The sequence below is a fragment of the Bacillus cereus genome (assembly GCF_002564555.1).
GTDB lineage: Bacteria > Bacillota > Bacilli > Bacillales > Bacillaceae_G > Bacillus_A > Bacillus_A cereus_K.
Window position 1 is genome coordinate 16,056 of record NZ_NUVD01000004.1, and the last position, 19,909, is coordinate 35,964.

The window sequence follows — 19,909 nt, forward strand, 5'->3', positions numbered from 1 at the left end:
AAGTGAAACTTTATTCAGTGGGGGTTTTGTCCATCCCCACTGATTATTAGCCCACACCAATTAGGCATTCGGACATAGAATGCCCCTCATTTATTAGACTCCTCTCTTAATAGTTATTTCACTAGGATGTATACTTGTCCTATAGCTTGAAAAACACATATTCGCTTTCTTCTATTATACGTCTAGTTCTTCTTATTTTTTGCCGAATATACTACCAATACAAACCTTGAGACAAGCTACATTGGTTCAAGGGAAAGTAGAAAGGTAGGCAAAATATGAGCATTGAAATATGGATTACTATTATTGTATTCTTCTTAACGATGATTGTTATCTTTTGGCGACCCCGTGGCTTAAATGAGGCTTGGCCAGCAGCAATCGGAGCTGGTATTATCCTCATTACTGGACTTGTATCAAAGCCAGACGTCATGGACATTATAAGTAAAATCGGCGGCGCCTCCATAACGATATTAGCGACCATCGTTATGGCAGTTATACTAGAAAGCTTCGGCTTCTTCCATTGGGCTGCAGCAAAACTCGCAAATTTAGCGAAAGGTTCCGGACGACGCCTATACTGGTACATTCAATTACTATGTTTCCTTATGACTCTTTTATTTAATAATGACGGTAGTATTTTAATTACAACTCCAATTTTAATTCTTCTTCTGAGAAATCTTCAATTAAAACCTCATCAACAAATTCCTTATTTATTAAGTGGCGCTTTAATCGCTACTGCCTCTAGTGCACCAATCGGTGTAAGTAATATCGTAAACTTAATTGCATTAAACATCGTCCATATGACTCTTTATATGCATACTGCTATGATGTTTGTCCCTGCAACTTTAGGATTATTGTTTATGTCATGGCTCATGTATACAGTTTTAAAGAAAAAACTTCCGAAAAAATTACCTGTTTCTTCATATGATATCGAAGAGATTTTCTTCACAAAAAACTTTCATCCACTTAAAGGAAAAAATTCTGTTGATACGAAACAAAAACGTACAAAATTTATGTTAAAAGTATTAGGTTTCGTCTTCCTTATGCGCTGTCTACTATTCGTAGCATCCTTCTTATCGATCCCAATTGAAATTGTTGCGGTGCTCGGTTCACTCGTTCTTCTCATCTGGAGATGGTACTACTTACGAACAAACCCTGTCGATATTTTGAAAAAGACACCGTGGCACATCTTAATTTTCGCTTTCTCTATGTACGTAATTATTTACGGGCTTCACAACGCAGGATTAACAGCTGCGCTTGTTAATTGGCTCGAGCCAGTTGTAAGTCAGCATCTACTCTATGCTAGCTTTACAATGGGCGGACTTGTATCGATCCTCTCTAACGTCTTCAATAACCACCCTGCCCTTATGATTGGTACAATTACATTAACAGAAATGGGACTAGACCCAGTCACATTAAAAACAATCTACCTCGCTAACATTATTGGTAGCGATATCGGTTCACTATTATTACCAATCGGTACACTCGCTTCCCTCATTTGGATGTATATTCTGAAACAATACAAAATTAAAGTAAAATGGAAAGATTATTTAAGCGTATCTCTCATCGTAATCCCACTCACAACAGTCGTCACATTATTCCTCTTATACTACTGGGTACAATTATTCTTCGCCTTATAAAGTGAAACTTTAATCAGTGGGGGTTTTGTTCATCCCCCACTGATTATTAGCCCGTACCAATCGGGCGTTTACGGGCAGTTGATCTCCCACCTAACTTCTTTGCTCCAGCCGAATTTTGAGGTGGGGGTTTTACTGCCCACAAATAGCGGGATAGAAAACAGAAGCCCCCTTTGCTACCGTCTTAGCAAAGGGAGCTTCTTCTATAATTAAGTTAGGTACTACAGTGTGATCAATCAAGTAAAGAGGTGTAACGTATTATTGGTATAAATGACTACCAGTGTCTTTAAATTCTTTCGCTTTCTCTTTCATTCCTTTTTCAATTGCTTCTGTCGTTTCTAAATCATTCTCTTTTGCATATTCACGAATATCATGTGAAATTCTCATACTACAAAACTTCGGTCCACACATCGAACAGAAATGAGCTGTTTTCGCTCCTTCTGCTGGCAATGTTTCATCGTGATACTCCATCGCGCGTTCAGGATCTAAAGATAAATTAAATTGATCGCGCCAACGAAATTCAAAGCGGGCTTTTGAAAGTGCATCATCACGCTGATGAGCCGTTTTATGCCCTTTCGCAAGATCAGCTGCATGCGCAGCGATTTTGTACGTAATAACACCCTCGCGTACATCATCTTTATTCGGTAAACCTAAATGTTCTTTCGGCGTTACATAACAAAGCATCGCCGTTCCAAACCATCCGATCATCGCAGCCCCAATTGCGGATGTAATATGGTCATAACCTGGTGCAATATCTGTCGTTAACGGTCCAAGTGTATAGAACGGCGCACCCTGACAAATATCAAGTTCTTTTTCCATATTCTCTTTAATTAAGTGCATCGGTACATGCCCAGGTCCTTCAATCATAACTTGCACATCATGCTTCCAAGCAATTTTCGTTAATTCACCAAGTGTCTCAAGCTCAGAAAACTGTGCTTCATCATTTGCATCTGCAATGGAACCTGGACGTAATCCATCTCCAAGAGAGAACGAAACATCGTACTGCTTCATAATTTCACAAATCTCTTCGAAATGAGTATATAGGAAGTTTTCTTTATGATGGAATAAACACCACTGCGCCATAATCGAACCACCGCGTGAAACGATACCTGTCGTGCGCTTTGCAGTAATTGGAATGTAGCGAAGCAATACACCAGCATGAATCGTAAAGTAATCCACGCCTTGCTCCGCTTGCTCAATTAACGTGTCACGATACACTTCCCACGTTAAATCTTCTGCAATTCCATTTACCTTTTCAAGCGCTTGATAAATCGGTACGGTTCCAACTGGTACCGGAGCATTACGAATAATCCATTCCCGCGTCGTATGAATGTTTTTACCTGTAGATAAATCCATAATCGTATCTGCACCCCAGCGCGTTGCCCACGTCATCTTCTCTACTTCTTCTGCAATAGAAGATGATACAGCGGAATTTCCGATATTTGCATTTACCTTCACGTGGAAATTACGCCCGATAATCATCGGCTCTGCTTCCGGATGATTAATATTCGCTGGTAAAATGGCACGACCTTCCGCAATCTCCTTACGAACAAACTCAGGCTCTACTCCTTCACGAATCGCAACGTATTCCATCTCAGACGTAATGATGCCATTACGCGCATAATGCATTTGCGTAACATTTGCACCTCGCTTCGCTCTAAGCGGCTTACGATCCATTTGCGGGAAAACAGGTGTATGTTTCGAAGCCACCTTCACACCGTCATCCTCTGGCTTTACTTCGCGTCCTTCGTATGCTTCTACATCACCACGACCTAGGGTCCAAGAATGGCGCGGCGTTGGAATCCCCTTTTCCAGCTCCACTTTGTATTCAGGATCCGTATAAGGACCGCTCGTATCATACACACGGATTGGCGGATTTGGGACGCCGTTCGTTTCGCTTTGTTCAATCTCGCGCATCGGCACTTTCATACCTTCAAGTGGTCCATCCACATATACTTTCTTACTTCCTGGTAAACTCGACTTCAATTCAATTTGCTCAGCTGAAACAGACTGTTTCATAACCTTTGTTGCCCCCCTGTTCGTGACAAGGACGAGATATGGCCAGCGTATGCCAAAATAAAAAGAGCCAGGTCCATAAAAAAATAAGGACCTGGCTCATAAAAGACATCATTATGTAAAGCCGTTAACTTCCCTACGCTGGTACGAGCCAGATCAGGTCCAAAGGGTTAAGAAGTTCACGCGCTTCTCTCTCAGCCTACGCATACGTTAGGCACCCCTAGTTTATCACTGATTTAATTTTCAATACTTTCCCATCATACACGATAATCTGAAAAATGCAAAGGTTATTTCTTTTATTATTTATGGAATCATCCACGTTAAATAATATGCTTGAACATACGTCATAATACCAACAATAATTACGAAGAACAAACTATGCTTCACCGTGAAACGGAACAGATCAGATTCTTTTCCAGCAAGACCAACTGCCGCACAAGCAATCGCAATCGATTGCGGAGAAATCATTTTACCTGTTACACCGCCCGTTGTATTGGCTGCAACGAGAAGCACTTCAGATACGCCAACTTGTTGCGCTGTAATTGCTTGTAAATTTGAGAATAATGCATTCGCTGACGTATCTGATCCTGTTAAGAATACGCCAATCCAGCCTAAGAATGGTGAGAAGAACGGGAATAACCCGCCAGTTCCAGCAAGTGCTAATGCTAATGTAGAAGATAAACCAGAATAGTTTGCGATAAATGCAAATCCTAACACGAATCCGATAGATAGAATTGGCATCTTAAGTTCATTTAACGTTTCTTTAAATGTCACTACTGCATCTTTTGCACTCATTTTCAAAATAAAGATAGAAATAATACAAGCTATTAAGATTGCTGTTCCCGTTGCTGATAATACGTCAAATTTCAAAATTGCCTCGTAAGGCGTCGGTTTATTTACAATTGGCTCTGCTTTCATTACTAAATTGTGCAAGCCCGGAACTTCAAACTTAAACACAAGGCTTTCCAATGCGCCGCCTGGAGCAAATAACGCTTTAAAGAAACTTTGGCTCCAAATGACTACCATCACAGTTAAAATAATGAATGGAGACCATGCTTTTACTACTTTTCCGACTGTTAGTTTTGGCATAGATGTCGCTGTCGTTGCCGCGGCTACTTCACTATTCGCTTGCCCGGATTGATAAATCTCTTTCGGCTGCCAAACTTTTAAGAATAGCGATAAACTTACTAAACTTACAAGCGCTGACGTAATATCAGGAAGTTCTGGTCCTAAAAATGTCGCAGTAATAAACTGCGTAATTGCAAATGAGCTACCCGCTACAAATAAAGCAGGCCATGTTTGTCTTACCCCTTTAAATCCATCCATTAAAAATACGATAAAGAACGGAACAAATAATGATAAGAACGGTAATTGATGTCCAGCCATTTGTCCAATTTTATGCGGATCAATACCTGTTACTTGTCCAGCAACTGTAATTGGAATTCCCATCGCTCCGAATGCTACTGGTGCTGTATTTGCGATTAAACAAAGACCAGCTGCATATAAAGGATTTAATCCAAGCCCTGCAAGAAGTGCTGCCGTAATCGCTACTGGTGCACCAAATCCTGCTGCTCCTTCTAAAAACGCTCCGAATGAAAATCCGATTAAAATAACGAGTAAACGATGGTCATTCGTAATGGATAATACAGATGCACGAATCACATCGAATTGACCTGTTTTTACAGAGATTTTATATAAAAATACCGACATAATGATAATCCAAGCAATTGGCCATAATCCGTATAAGAAACCGTATCCGGTTGCTGCCATTGCCATCGTAAATGGCATTTTATAAGCGAATAACGCCACTAAAATTGTAAGTACAACCGTAATAAATCCTGCCACATACCCCTTCATGCGGAAAACTGCTAAAGCTAAGAAAAAAAAGATGATTGGAATAAGTGCTACTGCTGCCGAAACCCAAATGTTTCCGAATGGATCATAAACTTGTGTCCATGTGTTCATTGTTCTCTCCCCCTAAAGAATCCCCTTTTAAATAGAATAACCTCATCAATAGACTATCAGGTCATCATACCTTTAAGTCTAAAATAAAAAACGCTCTGAAAAACGTTTTCAATAACTTCTTTTATACTTTATCATAACAATTTTTATTTAAAAAGATTTTTTTGAAAATTTCATCATTTAATATAGAAATCTTACAAAAACGTCACGTTCTTGTAATGTTCATCGATAGGAAGCTTGCCAAAATTATTGCATAATGAATGTATAACAACAGACATTATTCATGAGGTGATACATATGAACGGAAACAAAATATTAGCTGCTTTATCATACTTTAGTGTACTATTCGCACCTATCTTATTCCCTATTATCGTGTGGATTGTGGGCGATTCTGAAACAAAACCACATGCAAAACGCGCTCTATGGACACATATCATTCCAAGCATCGCTACATTCATTGGATTAGTTATTCTAGGAATTATGGGTATCGGATCTGATCAATCCGACGTAACACTTGGAATCGGCGCAATGATTGTCTTATGTGTTTGCGGAATCATTAGCTTATACTACTTCATTTGGAATATCGTAAAAGGTATTAAAGTACTGAAAGCTTAATTTTAAACAAACGTTTAATTAAAAAAGGACACTTGCAAATTGCAAGTGTCCTTTTCCCGCTATTTGCGGGCGATTGGTGAAGGCTAATAATTAGTGGGGGATGCCCCCACTGATTATTAGCCTTCACTTTATCTTCTGCGTTTCTTCTTTTTTCTCATCATTTTCTTTCGGCGCGTATTCACTTTATCCGCTATAATGTGGAGCGTACTTGCGACGACAATCCCCATTACAAACGTTAAAATTGCAACTTCATGTTCCTTCGCAATTTCTATTAAATTCCCATTTAATACGATTACATTTAATAGGAATAAAAACGGAGAAAACACGATTAACATATATGCAATACGAATCACATCACCAAGTATAATCGTATGTGTAAAAAAGGAACGATGCGGCATTACGCTCTTATATGGATACCAAAATATACGTAGGAATCCCCATTTATTATACGCATTGCTGTACGTATCTAAATCCGGTGTTAAAAATGAAGTACCTACTAAAAAGCCAATTGCAAAAGTTAATAAAAAATCAAAATTTGTTAATCCATACGAAAAAAGCAAAAACAAAACAACCGGAAGGGATATTAAGTTTATTTTCGTATGCGTTCTTCCTGATGGCATAATGCACTTCCTCGCTTACGTTCGCCCTGTCATCCTATGACAGTTCTCACCTATTGATCTAATTTCTGATCGATAAATGATGTGTCTATATCCGAACCAAACCATTCTGCCAACTTCACTCGTGCCTTATCTTTCACCTCTTCATTGACGTATAACGACGCCTGTATTAATGCGGCCGTTAACGCCCCTAAATCATCCGTATAACCAATTCCAGCAATGCAATCTGGGATGGCATCTATCGGTGTGATAAAATAAGCAAGTGCTCCAATTACAATAATTTTCACTCGTTTTGGAACATCAGGTCTTTGCAAAACGTAAAACAATAATAAACTGGCATAAATGACCGACTGCCCCGCTTGCTTTGCAACATGTTTTACTTTCTTCCAAAACGCTTCAACTGAAAATTTTTGTTCCATGTGAAAGCCTCCCTATTTTTAAAAGAAATAAGCTACAATCTGTTATCAGTAAAAGTTCATCAAAATTGCACATAATCTATCAATGAATTTTTATTGTAACAAACAAACCGAAAAAGAACAAGTGTTCGTTAATTTTCATACACTTTCCTTCATATAATAGGTTTCTAGATAACCACTTATCCATCTTCATTTCTTATTTCTCAACCATGAAAATTTTCACTTTCACTTAACACTTTGTTCCATCTTTGTTATATTTTCTAGTTGACGGGCATATAAACGAATGTTAAAGTTTTCTCTGGTAGTGACAAACACATACAAAAAATGTAAAATGTTATAGTGTTTCTCAGAAATGAATTTTGTTGTATAATACAGAAATGACGTTATGCTTATGAGCAGCACAAGAAACCAAAAAGGGTATGCATAGTTAAAGTCGTATATGGGTGAATATAGAAACTCTAATTATGGCCAAGAAAACTATGTATTTTTTATTTTAACATTTTTCGCTCCAAAATCGACCAAGCCTGATAGAGAAAGGGTGGAAATGAATGAAAGAAACCATGAAATCACAATTTCAACATGTGCGTTTCACTTTATTCGTAGCTTTGGCCGTATGGCTAAAAACCTACATCATTACACGCACAAGCTTCGATTTAAAACTTGAATCTTTCATGCAAGAATTCATTTTATTCATTAGTCCATTAGCAGCATCATTACTGTTCGTGGGTCTTGCATTATTTGCAAAAGGGAAAAAACGTAACTATATAGCACTTGGAATTAACTTCATCTTAACGTTCATCCTTGTTGGTAACGTAATGTTCTACGGGTTCTACAATGACTTCGTTACTTTACCAGTACTAGGACAAACATCTAATTTCGGAAGTTTAGGTTCTAGTGTGAAAGAATTATTTAGCCCCAAAATTATGCTTGCATTTGCAGATATTATCGTATTCTTCATTCTATTGAAGAAGAAGAAAAATTTTGCACCGACAGAGCGTGTAGCGCGTCCGATGCGTTCTTTATACTTCGTATCAACGGTTGCTATTTTCTTCGCAAACCTAGGACTTGCAGAAGCCGAGCGTCCAGAGCTATTAACACGTTCATTCGACCGCGTTATGCTAGTTAAAAACTTAGGACTATATGTACACCAAGTATACGATCTTGGCTTACAAGCAAAATCAAGTTCACAAAAAGCGTTTGCTGATAGTAGTAAATTGCAAGAAGCAGAAAACTATGTGAAAACAACACAAAGTAAACCAGATCCAAATATGTTTGGTACTGCAAAAGGGAAAAACGTAATTGTTGTCTCTCTTGAATCATTACAAACATTCTTAATTGGTGCACAAGTTAACGGACAAGAAGTTACACCATTCTTAAACCAATTTGCGAAAGAAAGTTATTACTTCGATAACTTCTTCCATCAAACTGGGCAAGGAAAAACATCTGATGCTGAATTCTTAGTAGATACTTCACTATATCCACTAGACCGCGGTGCTGTATTCTTCACACACGGTAACAACGAATACACAGCAACTCCAGAAATTTTACGTCAGCAAGGGTATCACACGTCGGTATTCCACGCAAACAACGCAACATTCTGGAACCGTAACATTATGTATCCAGCACTTGGTTATGATCGTTACTACAACGAGCTTGACTACAAGATTACACCAGAAACAAAATTAAACTGGGGATTAAAAGATATCGAATACTTCGATCAATCTGTTGATATGTTAAAAGAAGTGCAGCAACCATTCTATACTCGCTTCCTTACTTTAACAAATCATTACCCATTCACTTATGATGACAGTACGAAATTAATCGATGAATACAATTCTGGTGATGGCGTATTTGACCGTTACATGGTAACTGCTCGTTATTTAGACGAAGCAATGAAACACTTTATTGAACGTCTAAAAGCAGAAGGTATTTATGACAACTCAGTTATCGTATTCTACGGTGACCACTACGGTATTTCTGAAAACCATAACCGTGCAATGGCACAGTTCTTAGGAAAAGAAGAAATCACTGCATTTGACCATATGAACTTACAAAAAACACCGATGTTTATTCACGTTCCAGGTCAAAAAGAAGGTAAAACAATTTCAAAACCAACTGGTGAAATTGACATTAAACCAACTATTCTAAACTTACTTGGTGTAGATTCTACGGATCAAATTCAATTTGGTCACGACGTATTCTCACCAGACAATAAAGGATTCGTTGTTCTTCGTGACGGTAGCTTCGTTACAGATAAGTACATGTACACGAACAGTACATTCTACGACCGTAACACAGGTGAGGTTGTAGAATTACCGAAAGAAGAATCTCAACCACTAATTGATCGTGCCCAAAATGAATTGCACATGTCTGACAAGATCATTGAAGGTGACTTACTTCGCTTCTCTGAAAGTAACAAAATCAAAACCGGTGAAGTAAAAACAGCTATTAAAGAAGAAAAGAAGAGCGCTGAGTAATCTCAGCCTCTTTTTTTATTTTCCGCTCCCCGTCTTCTTCTATTCATTAACTTTAAAATTACATAACCTTTACCAAATATTCATACCACCTTAACGAGACATCTCTATAATAAAATATGTAAACGAGGTTCTACATATTTCTTATCTCTCATCTTTAATAAGATCCCTTAAAGAAATATGCGAATCGTTTGTTTTCTACTTTCTTATAATTGTCTTTCAAAACGTTTTGTTTCCATATACAAAATGTTCAATAAGACGATGTCCCTATGAAAGATAGCTACCCTCCTTGCGCAACATTCCATATGAATGTTGCTTTTTTTTATTTAAAAGCAGGATTCTTAATTCTTATTTTCGAATTTGTATATACAAAATGCTATAAATTGCTACCGCTTCTCTATCACTTACAAATACATATACGTCATATGTAGAGAATTCCTTACATAAAAATTACTATAGTGATTTTATTCCGCGTTAACAGGTAGTAAGACTCCCTCTTCATAATTCGGCTGGAACAAAGAAGGAAACGGGAGATCCACTGCACATAAAAGACTAATTGATTAAATTTCCACTTTATTTTAATTTTAGTGCTTACGAAAGGATGGGACGGAAATTGGCATACGAAAGATTTGTACTTTGGAATGATGCAATTATTGACACAATGAAACAAAAAACGTACATAGAACTTGAAGAAAGAGGCTTACAATTTGGTGATGGTGTCTACGAGGTAATGCGACTCTATAATGGAAACTTTCACTTATTAGATCCGCACATAACAAGATTATATCACTCCATGGAAGAAATAGAATTATCGCTTCCTTTCTCAAAAGCAGAACTCATCACCTTGCTTTACAAACTTATTGAAAGTAATGATTTCCATGAAGATGGAACGATTTATTTGCAAGTATCTCGCGGCGTACAAGCTCGCACTCATGCATTCTCATATGACATTCCTCCGACAATCTATGCCTATATTACAAAGAAAGAAAGACCGGCTTTATGGATTGAATATGGTGTACGTGCTATATCAGAACCGGATACTCGCTGGCTTCGCTGTGACATTAAATCATTAAATTTACTACCGAATGTATTAGCGGCTACAAAAGCTGAGCGCAAAGGTTGTAAAGAGGCTCTTTTCGTACGAAATGGTATCGTAACTGAAGGTAGCTGTTCTAACTTCTTTCTAATCAAAAATGGCACACTCTACACACATCCAGCCAATCATCTGATTTTAAACGGGATTATTCGTCAATATGTCCTTTCTTTAGCTAACACTCTTCACATTCCTGTACAAGAAGAACTTTTTAGCATTCGTGACGTTTACCAAGCCGATGAATGTTTCTTTACAGGAACGACAATTGAAATCTTACCGATGACCCACCTTGATGGAGCTGCGATTCAAGATGGTCAAGTTGGTCCTATCACAAAAAGACTACAAAAATCCTTTTCTCAGAGCCTTTTAAGATCCAACACACCATCTTCTTAAATACGAATAATCACTATTTTTTCTAAATTTAATATATGTATTTAAATCAAAATCAAGGTGTGAATTCATGCCTTGATTTTTTCTTGTAATCTTTTTGTCACATTCAGTTTCCCGCATATGTCTTGACAGTAATCGACATGCCTTTTAGAATTTTTAATAGTTGGTAAAAATTTCTTCACTTTATTACAGACAGAAAGGAATCGACAAATTATGAAAAAATACCTTGCCGGTCTTGCGGCAGTGTCTGTAGCAGGAGGAGCAGCCCCTACACTTGATAGTGTTCAAGCTGCCCCGGAACAAAACACACAAAAAGCTGCTACACAAACTGTACAAGCTTCTGCATCAAACAACTCATCTTATACAGTAAATGCTGACGTATTACACGTTCGTTCAGGATCAAGTACTTCTCACGACATCATCTCTCGTGTTTATAACGGTCAATCATTAGACGTGATTGGCGAAGAAAATGGTTGGTTCAAAATCAATCATAATGGAAAAACTGGCTTTGTCAGTGGCGACTTTGTATCAAAAAATGGAGCATCAAATAACGCTGTAAGTACAGGTGGAAACAATAAAGTTACTGCTGATGTATTACGTGTACGTACAGCTCCTAATACTTCTAGTTCTGTTTCAGGACGTGTATACGAAGGACAAACATTAAACGTAATTGGACAAGAAAATGGTTGGGTGAAAATCAACCACAATGGACAAACTGGTTATGTTAGTGGCCAATTCGTATCAGGCGTTTCTGCAAATACGGAATCTACAAACGATACGAATGAACAAACAGTACAACCAGCAAGCGGAAACTATACAGTAAATGTATCTTCTCTACGTGTTCGTACAGGCCCTAGCACTTCTCATCCAACTGTAGGTTCTGTGAAACAAGGACAAGTAGTACAAGTTGTTGGTGAAGTTCAAGACTGGTTCAAAATCAATTACGCAGGACAAACTGCTTACTTAAGTAAAGATTACGTAACAAAGGGCGGCTCTAATGAGAACGTCGTACAAGGGAACAAAGAAGATAACAAGCAAGAACAAAACAATAACGTAACTGTTCAAACTGGTGGTACTTACGTTGTTAATACAACATCTCTACGTGTTCGTACAGGCCCTGCTGCTTACCATAGTGTAATTGGTGGCGTGTTAAACGGTACAACATTAGACGTAATTGGATCTGAAAACGGCTGGTTCAAAGTAAACTATCAAGGAAAAACTGGCTTTGTTAGTGGTGAGTTTGTAAAATTCGTTAAAGGTGGCACGGCTACTCCTGAACAGCCGAAACAACCTGAAAAGCCTAATCAAGGTGCAATTGGTGAATACTACATTAATGCCTCTGCACTAAATGTACGTAGCGGTGAAGGTACAAATTATAGAATCATAGGCGCACTTCCACAAGGACAGAAGGTTCAAGTAATCTCTGAAAACTCTGGATGGAGTCAAATTAACTACAATGGCCAAAATGGTTATATCGGAACACGTTTCCTATCTAAAACACCAGTTGGAGGCGCAGTAGATAATAAGCCTAACAACAATACTAATCAAAATAACAACAATCAAAACAATACAAGCAATAACAGCGGTGATGTTTCTGCCATTCTTGCATACGCAAAATCAATGCAAGGCGTACCATACGTTTGGGGCGGTACTTCTGCTAAAGGTGTTGACTGCAGTGGTTACATCTACCACGTATACAATAAATTTGGTCATAACATTGGCCGTACAAATGTTGCAGGATATTGGAGCAGTTTACCGAAAACTACAAATCCGCAACCAGGTGACTTAATTTATTTCCAAAATACTTATACAGCAGGACCTTCTCACATGGGTATTTATCTTGGGGGCGGATCATTTATCCAAGCCGGAGATAAAGGGGTCGCTATCGCTTCATTAAATAACTCTTATTGGAAAAGTCATTTCTTAGGGTACACGAAAGCACCTTAATGAATAGTTTCAAAGCCTTCTAGTTTACTAGAAGGCTTTTTGTTATATGTTCAACACGTTACACCCTTTTACCCATCTTCTCGCTACGAAAAATAATGCGTCCATTCTTCTATTTCATACACTATATTCTATAAAAATAATCCATAACGGTATCATAATGTATATATTTGGACAAAAAACATAACCTATTTCATGTCTATTCAATTTATATGTGTTTTTTCAAATAATTTTCTTTTTATTTAAACTTTTCGTTAGACGTTTGACCTCCGATGTCCATTATGATAAGTTACTTAAGATGTTATATTCGCAAAAGTATAGACAACTGATTTATACACTTTTTTACTATGAGGAAGGAGCATACACTGCATGAATCTTTTATGGGGAATTGGCGGCGTGATTGGAGTATTAGCAATTGCATTCTTACTATCTTCCAACCGCAAAGCTATTAATTGGCGCACTATTTTAATCGCGCTAGCATTACAAATGACATTTTCATTTATCGTATTACGATGGGATGCTGGAAAAGCAGGCTTAAAAGTTGCTGCTGACGGCGTTCAAGGATTAATTGATTTTTCTTACGAGGGAATTAAGTTCGTTGCTGGGGACTTAGTCAACGCAAAAGGACCTTGGGGATTTATTTTCGTAATTCAAGCACTACTTCCAATCGTATTTATTAGTTCATTAGTAGCAATTTTATATTATTTAGGTATTATGCAGAAATTTGTTAGTATCATTGGTGGTGCATTAAGTAAACTTCTTGGAACTTCTAAAGCAGAAAGCTTAAATGCAGTAACAACTGTATTCTTAGGACAAACAGAAGCACCAATTTTGATTAAACCATACTTAGCACGTTTAACTAACAGTGAGTTCTTCACTATTATGGTAAGCGGTATGACAGCGGTTGCCGGATCAGTTCTTGTCGGCTATGCAGCGATGGGTATTCCATTAGAGCATTTATTAGCAGCAGCAATTATGGCAGCTCCATCAAGTTTATTAATTGCAAAAATAATTATGCCAGAAACAGAAAAAGTAGATAATAACGTTGAACTTTCTACAGAACGTGAAGATGCGAACGTTATTGATGCAGCTGCACGCGGTGCATCTGAAGGTATGCAACTTGTTATTAACGTAGCAGCAATGTTAATGGCTTTCATCGCATTAATCGCTTTATTAAATGGCTTATTAGGATGGGTTGGTTCTTGGTTCGATATTAAACTTAGCCTTGATTTAATCTTCGGTTACTTACTATCACCATTTGCAATCTTAATCGGGGTTTCTCCAAGTGAAGCAATAGAAGCAGCAAGCTTTATCGGTCAAAAACTTGCAATCAACGAATTCGTTGCTTATGCAAACTTAGGACCACACATGGCGGAGTTATCCGCAAAAACAAATATGATCTTAACATTCGCAATCTGTGGATTCGCAAACTTCTCTTCCATCGCAATTCAATTAGGTGTAACAGGAACGTTAGCTCCTACTCGCCGTAAACAAATTGCACAATTAGGGATTAAAGCAGTTATCGCTGGTACACTAGCGAACTTCTTAAACGCAGCAGTTGCAGGTATGATGTTCCTATAATTTTATGTAAAGTCTCCTCTTTTAAAGAGGAGACTTTTTATATACTACAAATACACTTCATTAGTCTAGATGTATAGACAGTATGTTACAATAATTAGTATGTCTGTTTATTTTTTCATGCAAAAGAGGGATACTATTTGATTTCAACTCGCGTGAAAAAGCATTCCAGCTACACGGTCCATTTATGAATAATTGTGCATACTACAAGTAACCCTGTCTGAATTCTCTTTAAGGAAGAAAGTTTCGTGAAAGATAAGTTCTATAAAATCCTATCTATGTGGATTTTACAAATTGTATTTTATTTTACTACTGTACATGTGACGAAATATGAGCATGCGCTCATTTTTACTGTTATATATGTAATCGCAAATGTACTATTCTTATTTTTAGCTGCCAAAAAAGCATTTGTTTTCTTCATACTAGGAACCATTATTTCCGTATTTTATTTATTTTATCAGGCATGGCTTCATTTATGGAGTACATCAGACCAAAGGAAATATATCATTACCCACTTCCTGATGGCAGCTAACTTCTTCATTATATATATATCAACTCACCTATTGAAAAAGGTTATTTATGAAAATAAAGCTTTAACTGAGCGTGTGAGAACATTAGAACAATATATTGGAGAATCAAAATTATTAACAAGACAAGAATTTGAGAGACGCCAAGCGTTATTAACAACTGCAATGAAGCGTCGTAATGAAACAGGCATTATTATTTATTTTGATTTCACTTCCTTTAGTAAATACACAAAAGAAAGTGTTATGGATCGTGTAGCTTCCGTATTAGTTGAAACAGTACGAACTGACTTTGACCTCGCTGCCGAGTATGACAGCAACACATTAGTCATTTTATTACAAAACACAAATGAGGCTGGTGCTGATATTGTAATAAACCGTCTACAACCAAAAATGGCAAAATGGCTTGCAACTGAGGCAATTCGGGATATAAAAATTTCCAGAGAGCAAATCGGAAACAAAGGACAGACCTTATTATGATGACACTCGTTATACTCCTTTTATTCCTTCTGTTTTGCGTACTCGTTTTTTGGATCAGTATCACCTTTTCAATTAAATATGTACTTATTTTTACAGCCTTTCTATTCTCAGGCTTACTCGTTTACTACTCTTTCTTAACAATTGCAGGCTTAATTCATCGAAATAGTAAACGAAAAGATCGTACGCTAGAACATTATCCAAGCGTCGATATTTTAATACCTGCCCATAATGAAGGCGTCGTTATGAAAGATACATTAGAAGCGATGGCGAAGATTGAATATCCAGGCAAACTAACTGTTTATTTATTAAATGATAATTCTCAAGATGAAACACCTGAAATCGGTGATGATTTTGACAAAGCTTATGCTCATATTCGTCACATTCGTGTTCCTCCTGGTGAACCAAAAGGAAAATCACGTGTATTAAACTATGGACTTAGCATTTCGGATGGTGAATATTTCTGTGTTTACGATGCAGATAATCAACCTGAACCACATGCTCTGCGAATGCTTGTAGAACACGCTGAAACAACCGAGGATGCTGTTGGAGCTGTTGGACACGTTCGTACAGTCAATGAAAAAAGAAACTGGCTAACGCGAATGATTTCACTAGAGTTTCAAATCTTCCAGCTCCTTATGCAATCAGGACGCTGATTATTATTCCAAACAGGCTCACTGACGGGAACGAACATGCTGCTTCGTCGCTCCGCATTAGAAGAGCTTGGCGGCTATGATCCTTATGCAATTGCCGAAGATGCTGAATTAACATTACGAATTACACAAAAAGGCTATCTCTTACCAATAGTTCCGGAATCGATTACATGGGAACAAAAACCTGAACATTTAAAAATTCTTATTAAACAACGGACACGTTGGCTCCAAGGAAACTTATACATTTTAGAAAAAATGTTTTCATCATTAAGTTTCTTTAAAGGAAAACTTCTCGTCCATTCCTTACAGCAAGTTTTAGTGTATGTCGTATTTTGGCTTTTCCTAATCATTTCAAACGTTTGGTTTATAATCGGATTACTTGGGATATTCCAGATCCAATATAGTATCCCGCTACTATTTATGTGGTACGTCGCATATATTACATATGTTTCGCAATTATTTAGTGCCCAAAGTGTCGAACGAACCTTTACACCGACTAATATTTTCATTAGTGTCATTATGTACTTTACGTACGCACAACTCTTCACGTATTTATTTATTCGTAGCTTAATCTTATACTTACGTGCAAAGAGCAAGAAACAAGTCATTGGCTGGGACAAAACAGTTCGATTTAAAAAAGACAAATAATAATAAGCACAGAGCGCCGTAAGCTCTGTGCTTATTTATTGCCGTATAAATTATATATCAGACAATACCCCTTAGCTGAAAGTAATTTCACGTCCATCCCCCAACGAACGATCGACCTTCATTTATATACGAAAAAGTGATTGCTATTTTTGTAGAACCAATTGCTTCTCTTGCTGTTCTTTGCGCGTTTCAGTCTTAGGTTCCGTGCTTTCTTGGACACTACGATGTGCCACACGTTTCAAACAAATATGCTTCCACTTTCTTTCGTAACGTTTCATTATTCTAGATGTCCCCCTTGAATGCGCTTTAAAACTATTTGAAATCGCTTACAGGAAATAATATAGCACATATAAATAAACGTGACAACACATTTCCGACATATTTTTGTCAAAAATATGAATTGAATTCGTAAAATATCGATTGTTGTCGAAATATAGTGTTTTTCCTTTGTATAAAAGGCATACTACTTATATAGTAATGTGTTTTATTTCCCTTACTTGTATCTACAATCCCTTCTATAAAAAAGAGCTGATATAAAATCAGCCCCTTTTCTTCTATTATTTATCCCGCATTAACGGGCAGTAAAACTCCCACCTCAAGATTCGGCACATGCGCGGAAGTTAGGTGGGAGATTAACTGCCCGTAAACGCCCGATTGGTTCAACTAATAATCAGTGGGGGATGACCCCCCCACTGATTATAGTTTCACTTTATGTTGTTTCGTACGCCCTTCTTTTTGCAACTCTTTAAATAGTGCTGCAATCATAAAGAAAATAACAAATACAAATGGGAATGCCGCAATAATCGACGCCGTTTGCAGTGCCTCTAATCCACCGACATACAATAAGGTCGATGCAATCGCTGCTAGAACAATACCCCAAACCATCTTGATACGATTTGGTGGGTTTAAACTACCATGTGTCGTTAACATCCCTAGAACAAACGTAGCAGAATCTGCTGATGTAATAAAGAATGTGGAAATAAGTAGAATAGCTAGGATAGATAAAGCCGGTCCTATGCCACCCATTTGGTCTAACATAGCAAACAATCCTACTTCTGTGCCCATTTCTTTAATTTGTTCATATACATTCGCTCCGTCGAACAATTCCATGTGAATACCTGTTCCTCCAAAAACAGAGAACCAAAGTGCACCGATTATCGTTGGTACGAGTAGCACACCGATAACAAACTCACGAATTGTACGTCCGCGTGATACACGAGCAATAAACGTACCTACGAATGGTGACCAAGCAATCCACCATGCCCAGTAGAAAATTGTCCATGACTGAATCCATTGATTTCCGTCTTCATTTAATGGACTTAATCGGAAACTCATGCTTGGCAATTCTTGAATGTATGAACCAATTGTTGAAGTAAAGTAATTCATAATAAAGTTTGTTGGACCTGCAAATAATACAATTATCATAAGTGCAAACGCTAAAATAATATTCGTATTACTTAAATATTTAATTCCTTTATCGAGCCCTGTTTGTGCAGATAACATATACAGAACTGTTACGATTCCGATAATGACTAACTGTGTCGTTAATGAGTTGGGAATGGCTGTTAAATAACTAACACCACCTGCAATTTGCTTCGCCCCAAGTCCTAATGATGTCGCCACACCAAATACTGTCGCGAATACAGCTAAAACATCAAATGTATGAGCAATACGGCCATGTTCACCGCCCTTAAATAGCGGACCCACTGCCGCACTAATTGTACTTGCTCTTCCTTTTCTAAATGTAAAATACGCGATACATAACGCTACAAGTGCATATAATCCCCACGGATGTAATCCCCAATGGAAAAATGAGAAACGAAGTGCAAGACGCGCACTCTCTTCAGTTGCACCCTCTCCAAACGGAGGTGTGTATAAATGATTCAACGGTTCTGCAACGCCCCAGAAAACCAAACCGATCCCCATGCCGGCACTAAATAACATAGCAAACCATGTCATATAACTATAATCAGGTTCATCATCATCCTTACCTAAACGAATCGAACCGTACTTAGAAACAATTAAGAAAATAGCAATTCCTAAGAAAATAGAAACAGAAATAATATAGAACCAACCAAACTTACTAACTAACGCAGCTTGAATTGCAGTCGTTACATTTCCTAAGCTACCTTTTCCAATAATAGATTCGGGAATAATCCCCCAAATTGTAAATGCAATACATAATGTTAATGAGACAATAAATGTTTTCGTCAGTTTCCTCATCAAATCCCCCTTCGTAGGTTTCATTTTTTAAATTCTATAATTTCCGATATGTTAAATCGGATAGAAAACTATAATTTTTTCGGTGATTTTCTTTCATCTCTCTTAGTTTCACCTTCACCAATTAGAATTCTTATGGACAGCCTTACCTTCCGTATCACCTTTTCTCTCTGCAAGAGCCATAAGGTAGAAATACTGCTGTCAAATTGTGCGAGAAAAATGCGGATGGGAATGGATTTTCCCAAAAAAGGATGTGTTACAGATGTAAAAAAGGGCAGTTTTCTACTTTACAACCCCTTCTTCTTGTAACAATTATGCGGTTTTTTTGCTAGTCTATAGCACGTGTTTATAACTTCACAAACAAATTGTTTATGTTTATATAACTATTTTACCCATAAAACGGTAAAATACTCAAGGAATGTAACCGTTTAGTAAACATTACGTAACACTCCTGTAATATTTTTATTTACGTCGAAAAAAATATGTTGTATTAAATATTTTGAATATAACTAGAAACCTAATAATCACATGGAATGAAAAACGCTTTCCTAGATTTCTTGCTATATTACAAAGTGTTAACGACTGATTACGAATGGTTTGTAATTGTGTGTTTTCCCCAAATCCGAAAAAATCTGTTGCTATAATGAGGAC

The 19,909-nt window shown here is 37.4% G+C and carries 13 protein-coding genes, 1 pseudogene and 1 riboswitch; of the genes and pseudogenes, 8 read left to right on the top strand and 6 right to left on the bottom strand.

What is annotated here, in order from left to right; all coding sequences use genetic code 11:
• Positions 1-275 precede the first annotated feature (275 nt).
• Positions 276-1,634, top strand: coding sequence for an arsenic transporter (locus COI75_RS00860; protein WP_098380267.1), 1,359 nt, complete (start codon positions 276-278; stop codon positions 1,632-1,634).
• Positions 1,635-1,889: 255 nt separating this feature from the next.
• Here the strand turns inward: COI75_RS00860 and thiC are convergent, their stop codons facing one another.
• A complete protein-coding gene (gene thiC, locus COI75_RS00865; RefSeq protein WP_000814446.1) occupies positions 1,890-3,650 on the bottom strand; it encodes a phosphomethylpyrimidine synthase ThiC in 1,761 nt (586 codons plus the stop codon).
• A 113-nt stretch (positions 3,651-3,763) separates the two neighbouring features.
• A riboswitch (TPP riboswitch) is annotated at positions 3,764-3,879 on the bottom strand.
• Positions 3,880-3,950: 71 nt separating this feature from the next.
• A complete protein-coding gene (lldP, locus tag COI75_RS00870; protein ID WP_001099352.1) occupies positions 3,951-5,612 on the bottom strand; it encodes an L-lactate permease in 1,662 nt (553 codons plus the stop codon).
• A gap of 294 nt (positions 5,613-5,906) precedes the next feature.
• Between lldP and COI75_RS00875 the strand changes: the two genes are divergently transcribed.
• Positions 5,907-6,224 (top strand): DUF4870 domain-containing protein, encoded by a 318-nt coding sequence (locus COI75_RS00875; RefSeq protein WP_001014111.1) that lies wholly within the window; start codon positions 5,907-5,909, stop codon positions 6,222-6,224.
• A gap of 128 nt (positions 6,225-6,352) precedes the next feature.
• On the opposite strand, the gene COI75_RS00880 is transcribed toward COI75_RS00875, so the two are convergent.
• Together COI75_RS00880 and COI75_RS00885 are read right to left on the bottom strand one after the other, a co-directional pair.
• A complete protein-coding gene (locus tag COI75_RS00880; protein ID WP_001139065.1) occupies positions 6,353-6,844 on the bottom strand; it encodes a metal-binding protein in 492 nt (163 codons plus the stop codon).
• Positions 6,845-6,894: 50 nt separating this feature from the next.
• The gene (locus COI75_RS00885; RefSeq protein WP_098448146.1) at positions 6,895-7,260 is read right to left on the bottom strand and encodes a YkvA family protein; all 366 of its coding nucleotides are present in this window, start codon (positions 7,258-7,260) and stop codon (positions 6,895-6,897) included.
• A 545-nt stretch (positions 7,261-7,805) separates the two neighbouring features.
• On the opposite strand from COI75_RS00885, the gene COI75_RS00890 reads away from it, so the two are divergent.
• The 6 genes and pseudogenes from COI75_RS00890 to COI75_RS00920 all read left to right on the top strand — a co-directional run bounded on the left by COI75_RS00890 (position 7,806) and on the right by COI75_RS00920 (position 17,038).
• Positions 7,806-9,734 (top strand): LTA synthase family protein, encoded by a 1,929-nt coding sequence (locus COI75_RS00890; protein WP_000665370.1) that lies wholly within the window; start codon positions 7,806-7,808, stop codon positions 9,732-9,734.
• 598 nt (positions 9,735-10,332) lie between these two features.
• A complete protein-coding gene (locus COI75_RS00900) occupies positions 10,333-11,217 on the top strand; it encodes a D-amino-acid transaminase (RefSeq protein ID WP_080013311.1) in 885 nt (294 codons plus the stop codon).
• 210 nt (positions 11,218-11,427) lie between these two features.
• A complete protein-coding gene (locus tag COI75_RS00905) occupies positions 11,428-13,161 on the top strand; it encodes a C40 family peptidase (protein WP_000760254.1) in 1,734 nt (577 codons plus the stop codon).
• Positions 13,162-13,527: 366 nt separating this feature from the next.
• Complete coding sequence (locus tag COI75_RS00910) at positions 13,528-14,739, top strand: NupC/NupG family nucleoside CNT transporter (RefSeq protein WP_001051037.1); 1,212 nt, start codon at positions 13,528-13,530, stop codon at positions 14,737-14,739.
• A gap of 245 nt (positions 14,740-14,984) precedes the next feature.
• Positions 14,985-15,740, top strand: coding sequence for a diguanylate cyclase (locus COI75_RS00915; protein WP_000653225.1), 756 nt, complete (start codon positions 14,985-14,987; stop codon positions 15,738-15,740).
• A pseudogene (locus COI75_RS00920) lies at positions 15,737-17,038 on the top strand (glycosyltransferase family 2 protein). Before COI75_RS00915 ends, COI75_RS00920 begins: the two are co-directional and overlap by 4 nt.
• 143 nt (positions 17,039-17,181) lie before the next feature.
• Here the strand turns inward: COI75_RS00920 and COI75_RS27165 are convergent.
• Together COI75_RS27165 and opuD are read right to left on the bottom strand one after the other, a co-directional pair.
• Positions 17,182-17,316: a hypothetical protein gene (locus COI75_RS27165; RefSeq protein WP_000833067.1), complete on the bottom strand. Its 135-nt coding sequence runs from the start codon at positions 17,314-17,316 to the stop codon at positions 17,182-17,184.
• Between the two features lie 418 nt (positions 17,317-17,734).
• Positions 17,735-19,261 (bottom strand): glycine betaine transporter OpuD, encoded by a 1,527-nt coding sequence (opuD, locus tag COI75_RS00935; RefSeq protein WP_098448147.1) that lies wholly within the window; start codon positions 19,259-19,261, stop codon positions 17,735-17,737.
• Positions 19,262-19,909: the final 648 nt, after the last annotated feature.